The organism is Rossellomorea aquimaris TF-12 (assembly GCF_001648555.1).
Classification (GTDB): domain Bacteria; phylum Bacillota; class Bacilli; order Bacillales; family Bacillaceae_B; genus Rossellomorea; species Rossellomorea aquimaris.
The window spans coordinates 338,738-355,063 of record NZ_LQXM01000028.1; the positions used below are offsets into that span (position 1 = coordinate 338,738).

Genomic DNA, 16,326 nt, shown 5'->3' on the forward strand with positions numbered 1-16,326 from the left:
TTCCATAAGTAAGGTAGCCGTTCAGGTAATGTTCATGAAGACATTTGAGATCGAAAGGCATTTCATCTAATAAAAGGGATCGTCCGCTGAGAAAGGATTGTAGTCTAGGAGAATAGGAGAAATCTTTATTGAGAGGTTGTGGGGGTAGGTTCATGAAGTCGGCTATTTTTTGAAGGGGAGAAGATAGATTATCGTGGAATGGTTCGGGTATTAATTGATTTTCTACTAGTGCATAGCGCAATGGCATCGCTCCTTTTTGGGGTTAGGTATATTATTCTTTGTTGGGGTTGGGAATTCCTTCAAAAAGATGGAGCGGGTACGTAGTTGGTGGTTTGGTGCCTGGTACATTTTCACTGGTTGGTGCCTGGTACTTTCCTTGCGATTGGTGCCTGGTACTCCCCTTACGATTGGTGCCTGGCACAAATCCTTCCTTTTGTACCTGGCACTTCTCCTGCCATTTGTACCAGGCACCACCAACTCCCTACTGACTAACCCTACGACTCCATCCCATTCCCATCGAACCCTCACCTAAATGAGTTCCGATTACAGGACCAAAATAACTAACATCAAATTCGACGTTTGGATATTTTCTCTGAAGCTCCTCCATCCATTCCATTGCTTCCTCTTCTCGATTGGCATGGATGATAGATGCTTGAAAGATCTCTCCTGATTTCACGTCTTCTTCAAGGAGGGATTCAATTCGTTTTAATGCTTTTTTCTTTGTACGAATTTTTTCGAAAGGAACAATGACTTTGTCCACAAAATGAAGAAGCGGTTTTACTTGTAGCAGGCTGCCGATAATGGCTTGAGCACTTGATAAACGGCCACCGCGTTGAAGATGTGATAAGTCATCGACCATGAAGTAGGCTCGAACGGATTGTTTCATTTCGTCGAGTAAAGTGACGATTTCCTCTGCTGTCTTTCCTTCACGACCGAGCTTTGCTGCTTCAAGGGCATAAAAACCTTGAACCATACAGCTGATTTCTGAGTCATAGGCATAGACGTCAATTCCTTCAACCATTTCTCCTGCACTAACGGCCCCTTGGTACGTTCCGCTGATGCCGCTTGATAAATGGATGGAAATGACTGCATCGTACTCCTTGGAAAGTGTTTCGAAGAGCTCCACGAAGTGTCCAATAGGAGGCTGCGAAGTGGTTGGTAGTCTGTCCTGGCTCCTTACTTCTTCGTAGAACTCGTTTGCTGTAATATCAATCTCTTCTCGATAGGTTTCTCCTCCGAAAATGACGCTTAGAGGAATCATATGTATGTTTAGTTGATCGCGCAATGCATTGGAGATGTAGGCGGTGCTATCCGTGACAATGGCTGTTTTCATAAAATCCCCTCCTTTTATCTATTTTTCAATCACTAATAGGCTATGTTATGTATCCTTATCATTTTATATGAATATAGCGTATTTTGCACTATGTTCAACGTAAAAACGGCGTTAATTATTGCCTTTTAAAAATAAATCAAACGTTTGTTTAAGATTGAAAAACCCATTCCTACAAAGGGTTCATGCTCTTAATCAAACGTTTGTTTAAATTTCTATCTCATTCCAACACGTAAGGACGAAATGACTTTTTTCGATTTCCTTGAGGATAAAAATACTCCTACAAAAATGATGAGTAATCCTAATAGCAGGTTAGGCGTCACAGATTCTCCCAGCAATAAGAATCCCCATATCATGGCGGTGCCAGGAATAAGGTACGTCACCGTAGACGCAAATTCCGGGCTACCTTTTGTCATTATATAAAAATAAAGAAGTGTTGCAACTCCAGATCCAAAGCATCCTAGTCCAATGATACCGAGAATGACTTCTCCAGATAAGAGGCTTCCCATTGAAATCGGACTAGTCATTAGCATACCAACAAAACCGACTCCTGCACCAATTAACAGCTGAAACGTGGAAATCACCACAACACTCGTTCCAGCGAGGTATTTCTTCGTAAATTGGGAGGTGAATGCATAGCAGAGCGTTGCTGAAACCATTGTTCCCACTCCAACAAAATCAGATGAAAATATGCCACTCACTTCGAAATTCATTAATACTAAAATACCGAAGAAACCAGTTATAATACCAACCCATTGAAAGCTCGTTAAAACGACAGAGAAAAGTAAAAAACCAACCAATCCTGTCCAAATCGGTGTCGTTGCGTTGAGAATGGAGGCTGTGTTGCTGTTAATCTGCGTTTCACTTAAGGCAATCAAAGTCCAAGGGAGAGCTGCGTTTCCTATGCCCACAACGAATAACTTCCATAAGGGTAACGGCTTCTTTTCTGCTTTTCTTCTCTGTCTAAAGAAGATAGGAAGAAGTACGAGAGCACCTGCCAAACAACGTAAGAAAACCGTTCCCCACACACCTACCGGATCAACAAGCCATTTAATGAAAACAAAGGACATTCCCCAAATAAGACTTAGGCCTATTAATGCTATATATAGTCGAGCCAACCTGCTTCCTCCTTCCGACATCACCTTTTGTCCTAAATGTATAATTTAATAGATATTTAGATGCTATAACGGATTTTACAATATATCTATCCTATCTTATTGGACAAATAAAAGTAAACACTATTTAGCATCCATACAGAAAGTGTTTTTAAACGAACATCCTCTTGAACTACCCTTGTTTTTTGGCAAAAGAGAATGACAAAAATCCATTTACAAAATAATAACATTTTTCAAATAAATCATACTTTTAAACCATTTTAAATTTAAATTATTATGCTAGGATGTAATTGTTTGACAATAAATACATATTTAGGGGAGATACCATTGATGAAAAATTCTGTCTCACGTAAAAAAAAGCTTATTGCCGGCTCTACCTTAGCATTAGGTCTTCTTATTCCACAAGCCACTCCTTCAATTACGTATGCTGATGTAATGGATCAGGATATTGTAAAACTTCGCATTCTCGAAACAACGGATATTCATGTAAACCTTGCAAACTACGATTACTACCAAGACACAGAAACAAACAAATATGGCCTTGTCAAAACCGCTACTCTTATTAAACAAGCTCGTTCAGAGTCAAAAAACAGTCTTTTATTTGATAACGGCGATCTTCTTCAAGGAAATCCACTGGGTGACTACGTGGCAAAAGTAAATCCACTTCAATCTGGTGAAACTCACCCTGTATATAAAGCAATGAATTTACTAGACTACGATGCTGGAAATGTCGGAAACCACGAGTTTAACTATGGGTTGGATTTTCTAGAAACATCATTGGCGGGCTCTAATTTTCCATATGTAAACGCCAATGTTTTTATCAATGATGGAAATAACGATCCGTCTGATGATCAGAACTATTTCGAACCATACAAAATACTCGATCGTGAAGTTATTGATGAAGATGGAGAAAAACATTCCATCAAAGTTGGAGTCATTGGATTTGTTCCACCACAAATCATGCAGTGGGACAAAGCAAACCTTGAAGGCAAAGTGATTGCAAAAGATATGGTTGAAACAGCCAATAGGTTCATTCCACAAATGAAAGCAGATGGCGCAGACATTATCGTTGCCATTCCACACTCTGGAATTGGGACGGTAACCAATGACGGAATGGAAGAGAATGCAACATACGACCTTTCTAAAGTAGATGGAATAGATGCAATTCTTTTCGGTCACTCACATGGTACCTTCCCTTCCTCTTCCTATGATGGAATTGAAGGTGTAGATACGAAAAAAGGAACGATCAACGGAGTACCTTCAGTTATGCCAGGATATTGGGGTAGTCATTTAGGTCTTGTAGATCTTGAGCTAGAACACAAAGATGGAAAATGGGCAGTTGTAAATTCACAGACCTCAACAAGGGGAATTGCTGATAAAGATGGGAATGCTTTGGTAGATCGGGACGAAGAAATTTTCAGCGCTATTGAAGAAGACCATAATGATACGATAGATTGGGTAAGAAGTGCAGTGGGAGAAACAACGTCTCCAATTAATAGCTACTTTGCGCAGGTGAAAGATGATCCTTCTATACAAATTGTAACGAATGCCCAGAAATGGTATGTTGAAAAGTATATTCAAGGTACTGAGTATGAAGGAATACCTGTATTATCAGCTGGAGCACCATTTAAAGCAGGAACTCGTGGAGATTCTTCTTATTACACAGATATTCCCGCCGGTGAAATTGCCATTAAAAACGTAGCAGACCTATATTTATATCCTAATACGCTACAAGCAGTCTTAATCAATGGTTCTCAGGTAAAAGAATGGTTAGAAATGTCTGCAGGACAATTTAATCACATTGATACAGAAACTTCAGAAGAACAATCCCTTGTAAATGGAGATTTCCGTTCTTATAATTATGATGTCATTGATGGTGTCACGTATGAAATTGATGTAACGAAACCAGCAAGGTATGGAACGGACGGTAAACTTATCAATGAAGACTCGCACCGAATAAAGAATCTTACATTTAACGGTGAACCAATTGATCCAGATCAAAAGTTCATTGTGGCAACAAACAATTATCGAGCTAGCGGAGGCGGACACTTCCCAGGAATTGATGGATCTAACATCATTATTCAAGCTCCAGACGAGAATCGAAATGTGATTATTAATTATATAATGGAAAAAGGTAGTATTAATCCTGAAGCAGATGGCAACTGGACTTTTGCTCCAATCCATGGAGATGTAAATGTTGTATTTGAAACCTCTCCTAAAGCTAAACAATATATTCATGATGCGAGAACGTATAAGTACATTAAAACCGAAGAAAGTGGCTTTGCAAAATATTCTATAAAATTCAAGCAAAGCGGTGCTACAAACCCAGGACAAGAGAAAAAAGGAAATTTCATGACGAACTTCATCTCTGCAGTGGCTAAATCGTTTAATATTAAAGAATAAGACAGTGCTACCAAGAACCTCCATTATGGGGGTTCTTTTTCTTATATTAAACTTAAAGCCTCCTCTATTAACCATACCTTTAGAATGAGATTTCCACCTGCCATAGGAAACCATTTAACTTTCATGGGTTTTCATCATATAATGTTAGGGTAGGATTTAGTATTAAGGATAAGAAAATTACTTTATAGGACTGATATAGAATGTACAATAAAGAAAAAGTGTTCGAACAATTATCAAACGTCATGCATTCTGACAATATTAAACGAGACGAATTGTTAAGAGAGCATTTGTATACAAAGCTTGGTGGAAGAGCAGATTTCTTTTTAACTCCCACCACATATGAAGAGGTACAGAGCATTGTGAAACTTTCAAATGAAGTGGATGTTCCATTCACATTATTAGGAAACGGATCCAACTTAATTGTAAAAGATGGTGGAATTCGCGGTATTGTCCTTCATTTAAAAAACTTCAAAGACATCAAAACGAATGACCAACAGATCGTAGCACAGAGTGGTGCTGCTATTATTGATGTGTCTAGAAGAGCATTAGCTGAAAAGCTCTCTGGTCTAGAATTCGCATGTGGGATTCCCGGTACAGTTGGTGGAGCGTTGTTTATGAATGCAGGTGCTTACGGTGGAGAAATCAAAGATGTTCTTGATTATTGCTATGTAGTGGATCGAGAAGGAAATCTCGTGAAACGAACAGCTGCTGACCTTGAGCTTGATTACCGTCATAGTAACATCTCCGACAATGGAGACATCGTGTTAGAAGCAACATTTACTTTAAAACCAGCAGATTATGATGAAATTAAGGAAGTTATGGACGACTTAACCTACAAAAGAGAATCAAAACAACCGCTAGAATACCCTTCTTGCGGAAGTGTATTCAAACGACCACCTGGATATTTCGCTGGAAAACTCATCCAAGATAGTGAGCTACAAGGAACTAATTTTGGAGGAGCAGAAGTATCTACAAAGCATGCCGGATTTATTGTTAACAAAGATAACGCAACAGCATCCGATTATATTTCATTGATCGAACATGTACAGAAAACGGTAAAAGAAAAGTTTGATGTAGAATTAGAGCGAGAAGTAAGAATTATTGGTGAGGATTTGGAATAAAGTGAAAAAGAAAATTCAGGCATATAGAGCCTGGATTTTCTTATTTATGTGTCAAAATAAAAAAAACAGCCTAAAATAAATTTTAGACTGAAGGATTTCACTCATTTGTTAAACGTTGGGTTCCATTAGCTCTTTTTTACAACAGGTGCGGGCTTTGTTCTTCGAAATTCGCGCATTTGAGTCACTTGGGGGTGAGCTACCTTCGAGTCTAACTCATACTTTTCGCGAGCCTTTACATATAACAGCGACACAGCTAATGACCTCCTTTATTAAATAATTAGTTAATTTATACCCCGTACTTTCAAATTAAAACCATTTTTTAAAGTAAAATCATTTCCATTTTCTTCTTTTCAAAAATTATAATTCCATAAAACCTTCCATTCACCTTTTTCCCGCACAACATAACAGGTTTGATTTATGACCAACTCACCAAATTGACTATCAAAAAGTAAGGTAACCTCTGCCTTCCTTGCATCTTTAAACGTTAGCCCATCCTTACTGAATGTAAACCTCTTTACCTTTTTAACCTCTCCCACCTTCACGTCGAAGGTTTTTACTCCCATATGACCTAAAAACACATGATTCTTCGTTTGAATATAAGTTGACTTTGCAAACCTTTTTTTCATCTCTGAATGAAAAAGATTCCATGAGTTTCCGAAATCCCCTTCCTTCTCATATTGGTAAAAGGTTTTAATCACTTCTTCAGGGCTTTGGATCATTGGGTTGCTACCTATTATTTTAAATAGTGTAAAAGCAATTAATCCCATACTCATAATGATAATAATCAGGATAGGGAATGGACTTTTTCTTTTCATGTCCCACCTCTAGTTTCATATATATTTACATCTTTATGAGAGACGAGCTGGATCTATGTAAAAAAATCTTTACGAATAACTGATTCGTAAAGATTTAATAATAAATTCTCCCACCAATTGTTCTAGTATCTACACACCTTCGTTTTCTATTTTTAAAATAATCTCGTCGCGTTTATTTCTAAGGTAGGAATAATAACGATTATCTTCATACATTTCGAAAATTAAAATCGATTTATTAATATATGGCAGAGCTTTTTTATATTTCTCTTCTAACTCATAGTTATACCCTGTATGATAATATAACTCACCCAGTCCAAATAAATGCTCTTCGTCAATACACCAATTAATGGCTTGTTTACAATAATCAATAGATTCATCATACTTACCTAACCTTGTTAGTACTCTAGCTATGTTATAAAGCAATCTTGTTTTAATCGATTTATCATTCAGTTTGGTAGTAGCATTTATCGCCTGGCTTACTTCGTCAAATAATTCTAAAGACTTCTGATAATTCTTTTTACCAAACTCAAATGCTCCTAATGTAATCAAAATTTCAATTTCTCGCTCTGAAAGTGCCTTTTTTTTATTCGTTGTAAGAGAAAAGGCTTCCTCTAATAGAGCAAATCCAGCCTCAATGTTTTTTTCAACTTCAAACTTATAAATTCCTTTGTGCCAATAGAGAAGCTGAAGATTAGTTTTGTCTTTAAAAAAAAGAGGGTTCTTCTCTTCTGCTCTTACAATCTCCATCATATCTTCATATTTAAGTTTCACTCTAAAGTTTCTTAATTGCCACTCCACCTCTTTAACATAATCTAAGCGCGGTGTTGTTCCGATTTCAAAAAAATAGTTAACGTCTACTCCTAATTTTTGAGAAATTTGATAAAGGGCAGTAGCACTAGGATAAATATCTCCTTTTTCAATCCTACTAATTAGAGCTTGAGTACAAATCCCGTCAGCCAAATCACCCTGAGTTATACCAACAACCTTTCTCAACTCTTTGATCTTTTTCCCGATTACCGAATAGTCCACAAGCTCACCTCTAAAATATTAATATATTTATATTTTAACAGAAATATCTACATTTTCTGAGAAAATTCTCTCTATTTACCCCTAAACTGACTGAGAACAAGAATACACACATTTTAAATATATGTTTAAATAAATCTAACGACAAATTACAATACCTTTTTGACAGCACTTCTCCTTGTGGGGAGTGCTCTTTTTTTGAGGGACGGACCTCTCTTATTAGTGTTAAATAATAATTTTAGGCTAGAACACCTGAAAATATTAATATTTTAATATTTTTGAAGATAGACCTTAATTTCCCTTCAAAAAACCCAAATAATCCTCTATTATCCTGTGAGAACGAGAATTCACTAATTTTCATTTTATGTTTTAATGAACCTACGACAAATTACAATACCTTTTAGATAGCACTTCTCCTTGTGAGAAGTGCTCTTTTTTTTGAAGGACGGACCTTTGATTTTCACATAATTTTTTGGTACCAGGCACAAATACACCTTTTTGTACCTGGCACCAAATCCTATCTATTTATCTAACCTCATAAATCTCTAACGGCAGCCCATCTGGATCCTCAAAGAAAACAAACCTTTTATTTGTATATGTATCCACACGTACCTCTTCCGTTTCAATTCCTACATCATTTAACTGCTTAACTGACTGGTCAACATCTTCTACCTCAAATGCTAAATGGCGCAGACCTTGAGCTTCTGGATAGCTTGGTCGCTTTGGAGAATTCGGAAAAGAAAATAGTTCTATAATGTACTCTCCATTCAAGGCTAAATCTAGTTTGTATGAGGCTCTCTCTTCCCGGTACATCTCTCTTATCACTTCTAAACCAAGTTTATGTACATAAAACTCCTTTGATTTATCGTAGTCAGAGCAAATGATGGCGATATGGTGAATTTTTTTAAAATTCATATGTTGTCCTCCTTTCTACATAATAAATCCGTACTTAGGGAAATCGCTGCACCCCTTAAACGAACCGCTCCCACCAAGGGCTATTGTTCTATGTTTTCTTCTAGTAATCATTCCGACCTCAGAGACTTAAGCTAGCAATGGTACTGAAACACATCATCACACATGGGATTTTTATACATTTACCATACCATTCGATTATTGTATTTTTTCAAAGTTCGTCCCTCTTTTATCCAATAAAAAGAAGCAGCCCTGGGACTGCTTCCTTTAACTATCTATTTGGTTATTTCATCGCTTCTGTTAAGAAAGGAACGATTTGTTTTTTACGGGAAACAACGCCTTTTAATAGGGCTGTGTTGTTGTCTAGTTTGACGTTGAAGGCTTTTTCGACTTCTGCTGTTTTACTTCCTAGTGCCAGTGCAGTCGAGTCGTTTTCCAGGATGTCTGTTACAACTAATAGGAAAAGGTCTAATCCTTTTTCTTTGATCAGAGTTTCCATAGCCGCTTCTACCTCTGATTGACGTCCGAATACGTCATTCACATCTACGACATTGACTTGAGCAACTTCTACCTTAGCATTCCCCATGGAGAATTCTTTCGCATCAAGGGTTACAAGCTCGGCTACTGACTTCGTGCTCATATTTGCTCCTGCTTTCAGCATTTCTAGTCCGTATTTTTCAGCATCTACACCAGCAATTTCAGCTAATTCCTTTGCAGCTGCTACGTCTTCGTCTGTGCAAGTTGGAGATTTGAATAATAGAGAATCAGAGATAATCGCCGAAAGCATAAGCCCAGCCATTTCCTTCTTTACTTCTACTCCCTTTTCTTTGTACAGCTTGTTTAAAATCGTTGCTGTACATCCGACTGGCTCGGCACGATAGTATACGGGATCCGCTGTTTCAAAGTTTGCGATACGGTGATGGTCAATCACTTCTAAAACGCGTACCTTTTCAATGTCTTCCGCACTTTGCTGACGTTCATTGTGATCAACAAGAATGACTGTGTCTGTTTCATTGGAAACTGTTTCAACTAAGCGAGGCGCTTCGACTTTGAAGTAATCTAATGCATATTGCGTTTCACTGTTTACTTCCCCAAGGCGAACCGGCTCTACATCCATGCCAACCTTTGTTTTCAAATCAGCGTATACAAGAGCTGACGTAATCGTATCTGTATCTGGATTTTTGTGTCCGAAAATAAGTGTTTTGCTCATCATCATTCTCCTTACACTATGTATTTTAATGAATAAATTTCTCTCTTTACAATTTCTTATATTACCATATTTAAAAGAAAAACCGTATGTGAAGAGAGATTTTTTATAATGAGTAACGTAAAAAACCTTAAAGGGAAATTCCCTTTAAGGTTTAAACCACCTTTCCTTCAACCTGACACCCTGCTCTAATAATCATATCGATCGTTTCATCAGACATCTCTAAATGAGAAACGCTGGTACCTTTAATCAAATTCTGTGTATTCCTGTCCTCAAAAGTAAGGGCACCCGCAAGATACACCCTAAACACCTCAATCAAGCTATTCAAACGTACCTCTTCCTCATCCAACACATACTCCCCTGTGTTTTCGACCACAGACAAGTTCTTAAACGCTAATGCTTCCTTCAGCATTTGAAGAAGCTCAATGTTTTCCGGTGGATTAGGGTTCGTTATATGATAGATTTTACTCGCCTCAGCCTTTTCAGGAGCCAGGCTTAAAATATCAGCTACATAGTCAACAGGAACGAGGTTCGATGTACCGTTCTTTGCAGCAACTAATCGATAAGTCCTCTCTTCTCCCTTACGGCGATCTGTTTTACGCTTGAAGACACCAAGGGCTCTCATAAATCCATATAGGGTGAACTGTGAATCGGCTTCCCCAGTTTTAGAATCCCCTACGATAATGGCTGGGCGGAAAATAGAAACATTCATTTTATCTCTGTATGAAAAAACAAGGTGCTCGGACTTCACTTTGCTTTCTTCATAAGGATTGTGAAATTCTCCATCTGTCGGATAAAGCTCCTCTACCCCATGTGTTAGCTTTCCAACGGTATACGCTGTACTTACATAATAGAAGGTTTTGACTGCTAAACGAGTTGCTAACTCTAGAGTATGCTTCGTTCCATCATAATTGGCAGCGAAAAGCTCATCTCGTAGGTCGAGATCAAATTTCACCAGAGCCGCTAAATGGTAAACGGCATCGATTTTGCCTGTTAACCATTCGATATCATCTTCACTTAAGCCAGCTTTAGGACGAGTGATATCTCCTTGGAAAATATGAATTCTCTTTTGTTCTTCCAAAAGGAAAGAATCTCTTAAACTCTCAGCCTTCTCTACATTTCTTACTAAAATATAGACTTCGTTTGCTTTATTTTGCAAAAGGTTCTTGATTAATTTTCCGCCAAGAAACCCTGTGGAACCTGTTAAAAATAGATTCAACTTGATCACTCCTGTTGTGCTTTCATTCTATCTATCATATCACAAGTTGAAAGCTGGTTTATTTGGAACATGCTGACAAAGGAAGGAGACTTTCTAATTATTAGAAAGTCTCCTTTTAGTTTACCAGCTCTCATAAAACTTCTTTGCTACTTGAACCGTATGGGTACTGCCTCCTGCTTTCTCTACATCTTCTAAAAGCATGGCCAGTACCATGGTTGGATCTTTTTGATCGTAGGAAACAAATAATCCGTTTTCCACTCCGGTTGTTCCTTGTTCAGACTTAATTTCTGCTGTCCCTGTTTTACCTGCAATCTCTTTCCCTTCTACACTAGCTTTTGAAGCAATTCCTTCGGTGACTACTTTTCGTAAATCTGTTTTGAGCATTTCGGATTGCTCTTTTGTAAGGAGCTTCTCTTTCCATACCTCCTGCTTTTCGTCCAAAAGCAGTCTCGGCTTCATCATATTTCCATCATTGATGATTCCGCCGTAGGCACTGGCTAAGTGAACGATGCTCATCAAGATTTCACCTTGCCCGAAGGCTGAATCTGCAAGCTGAACTTTTTTAGAAATGGTACCATCATTCGATATCTGCGATTGTTTAGTAGGATAAGTGAAGGGAACTTTTTCTTCAAAACCGAACTCTTTAAGACCTTTTGTAAAGGTATCTGCTCCCATTTCCAAGCCAACTTTGGCAAAATAAATGTTGTCTGAATATTTTAAGGCACTCTCTAAGTCAACGGTGCTATCATTATCAAATACTCGAACAACTTTATAATTCCCAAAGGCTTCGTCATTCCATTCCTTGCCTTTAATTTCAAACACTTTATTTGGATTCAGCTTCCCTGACTTTAATCCAACGGATGCCGTAATGGGTTTCATCGTAGAACCCGGAGAGTAGGTTGTACTGAATCTTGTAAGCAATGGTTTATCAGGATTGTCTTGAATTTTTTTCAATTGTGATGAAGAGATTCCAAGGACATATTGATTTGGATCGAATGCTGGTGTACTTACAAGAGCCAGTGCTTCTCCCGTTTGAGGATTCATAGCTGACGCAGTCCCTACCTCGTCTTTCATTTGGTCGTAAAGCTTCTTTTGTAATTCAGCATCAATGGTTAAAGTGATGTTTTCTCCATTTTTCACTTCTTTTTCAGCAACGGTCACGGTTTCCTCTGTTTCTTTCTTTATATAGATACGCTGACCATCCTGCCCTTTTACTTTTTCTTCAAATAACCCCTCTGCTCCACGCATTCCAATAAGTGATTGAGCAGTGTATCCTTTTCCTTTTAATTTCTCTAGCTGTTCTGCCTGGATTTTCCCAATAAAGCCTGTTAAGTGAGCAGCTGCTTCACCGTATGGATATTGTCTTGCTTCCACACGAGCAGATAACACGCCCTTGGAATCCGTAATTTCTAACGCTAGTGGTCTATCATTAATAGGAATTCTTTTAATAGGAACAAACAAATCCGGTTTCACCCAGCTTTGTTCTAATTTTGCTTGTATGAATTCTGGAGACACATCTAGCAATTCTGATACTTTCTCCATATCTTTTTCATTAAACTCTCCAGGTTTAATACCTATCTCAAAGGCTTCACCATTGATTGCTAGTGGATTATCATGACGATCAAAAATTTCTCCACGGACTGCCTCTATAGTGTCTATCCCAACCTTATCCCCTTGCTCTAGCTCAGGTAGAATAAAAGCCGGCTTCCATTCTATGTACCAGTCTTCTTCTTCATCACGTTTCTCTTTTGTAAGAGTGATCGTTTCTTCATATGAGACTTCACCAGCTAAGGTGTTCATGGAGACCGTAATGGGAAAATCAGCTGTTTTCTTTTTATCCCATTCCGGTTCTTCTTTTGGTTTTGTGAACTCTACTTTAATATCTTTCACTTCTAAATCGTCGTAAAGATCTTTATAGCGGGTAACAATGTCTTCTTTTTTGAAGGTTTCTTTCGTTGACGATGCTAGATAATTGTTATACATATCGTCAAATTTTTCTTTATTCCATAGCTCAACATATTCTTGTAGCCGATCGGTTGGCTTTGGACTCTCTTGACATCCAGCAAGTGCGATAAGGAAACTCATGAACAGTGCGAACAGGATGATTTTTTTTAGCATATGTACATCTCCTAAAATGTTTAGTCGTTGTTTCTAATTCTTTCAAATATAATCAATTTTTACAAATTTTATGTATTAAAATCCCAGATTTGCGAATGTGATATTTTTGTCGGAATTTACAGAATGGCATGTATCGGAATGATTTTGGCATGTATATTGGAAAAATGGCATGTAAAACAAATTTTTGGCACGTAAATCCAAATCAAGGCATATAAATCTCCAAATTGGCATGAAACACCTCCAAATACCAATTCCATCCTCCATTTCCTCACAATCTCCATACATTACTAATGCATTTCTTATAAATTTTGTTATAATAGTACATCGTAAGAGTAATAAGGAATGTCCTAAGATTATATCTTGCAAATATATATCGATAGGTGGAAATAAATATGAAAAATTATCGAGTACTACTGTATTACAACTATGTAGCCATTGAGAATCCTGAGGAGGTTACGGCAAAGCATAAAGAACTGTGTGCTGAGCTTGGCCTTAAAGGAAGAATTTTAATTTCATCTGAAGGAATTAACGGAACATGCTCCGGAACGATTGAACAAACAGATGCTTATATGGAAGCAATGAGACAGGATCCTCATTTCGCGGACACTGTGTTCAAAATTGATGAAGCAGATGAACATGCTTTCAAAAAATTAAAAGTAAAGCATCGTCCAGAGCTTGTAACGTTACGTCTTGAAGATGACGTAAATCCAAATGAACTAACTGGTAAATATCTCGAGCCAAAGGATTTCTTTGAACAAATCCAAGATGAAGATACGATTCTTCTTGATGCTCGTAACGATTATGAATATGAATTAGGACATTTTAGAGGCGCTGTGAAGCCGGATATCCGAAACTTCCGCGACCTTCCGAATTGGGTCCGTGATAATAAAGATAAATTAGAAGGCAAGAAAATCATTACGTATTGTACGGGTGGAATTCGTTGTGAAAAATTCTCAGGCTGGTTAGTAAAGGAAGGCTTTGAGGATGTAGCACAGCTCCATGGTGGAATCGTTACCTATGGTCAAGACCCGGAAGTAAAAGGTCAGCTTTGGGACGGGCAGCTTTACGTATTTGATGAGCGTATCGGTGTGCCGGTTAACCAAACAGAGCATGTGATCGTTGGGAAAGATTATTTCTCTGGTGAGCCTTGTGAGCGCTATGTTAACTGCGCACACCCACCATGTAACAAGAAAATTCTTTGCTCTGAAGAAAACGAGCATAAATATCTGAGAAGCTGCTCAGACGAGTGTCGTAAGAGTCCGGAAAACCGCTATATTAAAGAGCATGGTTTGACGGAGGAAGAAGTGGCGGAAAGATTTGCTATACTAGAAAAAGAGTCTGAAACTATCCAATAACAATAATAAAAGAGTTCACTGGGGATATCCTCGTGAACTCTTTTTATTTTCATCACTAAATATTAAAACTAAGGATATACACAGTATATATTGGGTTTTAAATAGGTATAATGTCACTTTAAATTTCCGGGTATTTAATCCGATATATATGATATATTTTAACTATTAAACTATTTCATACCATAATTAGATAATATCGGTCAAAATAATTGCTATTTTATACCAAAATGGAGGAAAGATACTCGTGAAAAAAGCTATTATGACAATGACGACAACAGCTATACTTTCTACTTCTTTTATTGCCAGTGCTTCTGCAGATACATACAAGGTTGAATCTGGAGATTCTTTATGGTCTATTTCAAAAAAACACAACACTACCATCAGCGAGTTAAAAAAGTGGAATAATCTTTATTCAGATTCTATTTACCAAAATCAATTGCTATATGTATCTAAATCAAATAATTATTCTCAACAATCGACAATAACTACTGGAACCTCAACAACTAGCTACACAGTTAAATCAGGGGATAATCTGGGGAAGATTGCTAAAGAACACTCTATCACTCTAGCAGATTTAATGAAGATAAATAAACTTACTGACCACCTAATTTATCCTGGGCAAAAATTGAGTGTATCTAATTCAATAATTCCCGCTAAAGTAACCGCTCCAACTAATTCTTCTTCATTAAAAGGTGAAACGTATTTAGTTCAATCTGGGGACACTTTATCTCATATCAGCATGAAATTTAACGTGTCCGTTGAGACACTTAAAGATTTGAATGATTTATTAAATGACAACATTTACATTGGGCAGGAGCTGCTTTATTCAAAAACTTCTCCATTACCTGCACCACCACCAGACACGTCTAAATATGAAGAAACTACATCATTAGGAAATAAATATACAGTGAAACCAGGGGATTCCTTATCAGCCATCTCAATTAGATTTAATGTAACGGTTCAAAACCTTAAAGAATGGAATAGCCTCAAGAATGATAACATTTTTGTTGGACAGGAGATGAAGATAGGCGGTACACCTTTGCCTTCTACTTCGTCACCTAGTTCTGTACCTAGTGACTTGGATGTAATAGTACAAGCTACTTCACTTATTGGCACTTCGTATGTTTGGGGTGGTTCTACACCAGATGGCTTTGATTGCAGTGGATTCGTTTATTATGTATATAAACAGAATGACACTTCCTTGCAAAGGTTTTCAAGTGGTGGATACTATAATCGTTCCTATTATGTTAACATTCCTCAACCTGGAGATTTAGTTTTCTTTGAGAATACCTATAAAAAAGGCATCTCACACATAGGGATCTATATGGGTAATAATCAATTTATTCATGCGGGAGACGGAGGAGTACAAATTACTAATTTAAGTGATCCTTATTGGAGTTCAAAATTTGATGGGTTTAAGCGATTTTATTAAAATTAATCAAAAAAAGTTCGTGGGATTAACCTACGAACTTTTTAATTTCAATGATTTAATCGACTTTTTTCTGATAAACAATTCTAAGAAGTGACCATCACCTGTAACAAGCCCAAAAATAACTCACATCGATGAATATGATAATAACTTAGAGAATACAGAGATACTTTTTTAGTAATATATACAATAAGTTGGTATTTACTTTGTTCAATATTTATCCTTAAGGATAAAAAATGACCCCGGTACAAACCGGGATCAACCACTAACATCTTA

The 16,326-nt window shown here is 37.4% G+C and carries 12 protein-coding genes; 4 read left to right on the forward strand and 8 right to left on the reverse strand.

Annotation, left to right across the window (positions count from 1 at the left end; genetic code table 11):
- Nucleotides 1-481 precede the first annotated feature (481 nt).
- Both IQI_RS13100 and IQI_RS13105 read right to left on the reverse strand, forming a co-directional pair.
- The gene (locus tag IQI_RS13100; RefSeq protein ID WP_064093091.1) at nucleotides 482-1,333 is read right to left on the reverse strand and encodes a DegV family protein; all 852 of its coding nucleotides are present in this window, start codon (nucleotides 1,331-1,333) and stop codon (nucleotides 482-484) included.
- Between the two features lie 212 nt (nucleotides 1,334-1,545).
- Nucleotides 1,546-2,448, reverse strand: coding sequence for a DMT family transporter (locus IQI_RS13105; RefSeq protein WP_082892704.1), 903 nt, complete (start codon nucleotides 2,446-2,448; stop codon nucleotides 1,546-1,548).
- Nucleotides 2,449-2,775: 327 nt separating this feature from the next.
- Here IQI_RS13105 and IQI_RS13110 point away from each other — a divergent pair, with 327 nt between their 5' ends.
- The gene (locus tag IQI_RS13110) at nucleotides 2,776-4,848 is read left to right on the forward strand and encodes a bifunctional 2',3'-cyclic-nucleotide 2'-phosphodiesterase/3'-nucleotidase (RefSeq protein ID WP_064093093.1); all 2,073 of its coding nucleotides are present in this window, start codon (nucleotides 2,776-2,778) and stop codon (nucleotides 4,846-4,848) included.
- 200 nt (nucleotides 4,849-5,048) lie between these two features.
- Entirely contained in the window at nucleotides 5,049-5,969 is a 921-nt protein-coding gene (gene murB, locus IQI_RS13115) for a UDP-N-acetylmuramate dehydrogenase (protein WP_064093094.1), read from the forward strand.
- 350 nt (nucleotides 5,970-6,319) lie between these two features.
- Here the strand turns inward: murB and IQI_RS13120 are convergent, their stop codons facing one another.
- From IQI_RS13120 to IQI_RS13145, 6 genes are all read right to left on the reverse strand, one after another.
- Nucleotides 6,320-6,784, reverse strand: coding sequence for a hypothetical protein (locus tag IQI_RS13120; protein WP_064093095.1), 465 nt, complete (start codon nucleotides 6,782-6,784; stop codon nucleotides 6,320-6,322).
- 129 nt (nucleotides 6,785-6,913) lie between these two features.
- Nucleotides 6,914-7,813: a helix-turn-helix domain-containing protein gene (locus IQI_RS13125; RefSeq protein WP_064093096.1), complete on the reverse strand. Its 900-nt coding sequence runs from the start codon at nucleotides 7,811-7,813 to the stop codon at nucleotides 6,914-6,916.
- 522 nt (nucleotides 7,814-8,335) lie between these two features.
- Nucleotides 8,336-8,725 (reverse strand): SMU1112c/YaeR family gloxylase I-like metalloprotein, encoded by a 390-nt coding sequence (gloA2, locus tag IQI_RS13130; RefSeq protein ID WP_064093097.1) that lies wholly within the window; start codon nucleotides 8,723-8,725, stop codon nucleotides 8,336-8,338.
- 280 nt (nucleotides 8,726-9,005) lie between these two features.
- Nucleotides 9,006-9,932 carry a manganese-dependent inorganic pyrophosphatase gene (locus tag IQI_RS13135; RefSeq protein ID WP_064093098.1) on the reverse strand — a complete coding sequence of 309 codons (927 nt, stop codon included), beginning with the start codon at nucleotides 9,930-9,932 and terminating at the stop codon, nucleotides 9,006-9,008.
- 151 nt (nucleotides 9,933-10,083) lie between these two features.
- Complete coding sequence (locus tag IQI_RS13140; RefSeq protein ID WP_408007500.1) at nucleotides 10,084-11,157, reverse strand: SDR family oxidoreductase; 1,074 nt, start codon at nucleotides 11,155-11,157, stop codon at nucleotides 10,084-10,086.
- A 111-nt stretch (nucleotides 11,158-11,268) separates the two neighbouring features.
- Nucleotides 11,269-13,266 (reverse strand): penicillin-binding transpeptidase domain-containing protein, encoded by a 1,998-nt coding sequence (locus IQI_RS13145; RefSeq protein WP_064093100.1) that lies wholly within the window; start codon nucleotides 13,264-13,266, stop codon nucleotides 11,269-11,271.
- Nucleotides 13,267-13,658: 392 nt separating this feature from the next.
- Here IQI_RS13145 and trhO point away from each other — a divergent pair, with 392 nt between their 5' ends.
- Nucleotides 13,659-14,621: an oxygen-dependent tRNA uridine(34) hydroxylase TrhO gene (trhO, locus tag IQI_RS13150; RefSeq protein ID WP_064093101.1), complete on the forward strand. Its 963-nt coding sequence runs from the start codon at nucleotides 13,659-13,661 to the stop codon at nucleotides 14,619-14,621.
- A 244-nt stretch (nucleotides 14,622-14,865) separates the two neighbouring features.
- Nucleotides 14,866-16,053, forward strand: coding sequence for a C40 family peptidase (locus IQI_RS13155; protein ID WP_082892705.1), 1,188 nt, complete (start codon nucleotides 14,866-14,868; stop codon nucleotides 16,051-16,053).
- Nucleotides 16,054-16,326: the final 273 nt, after the last annotated feature.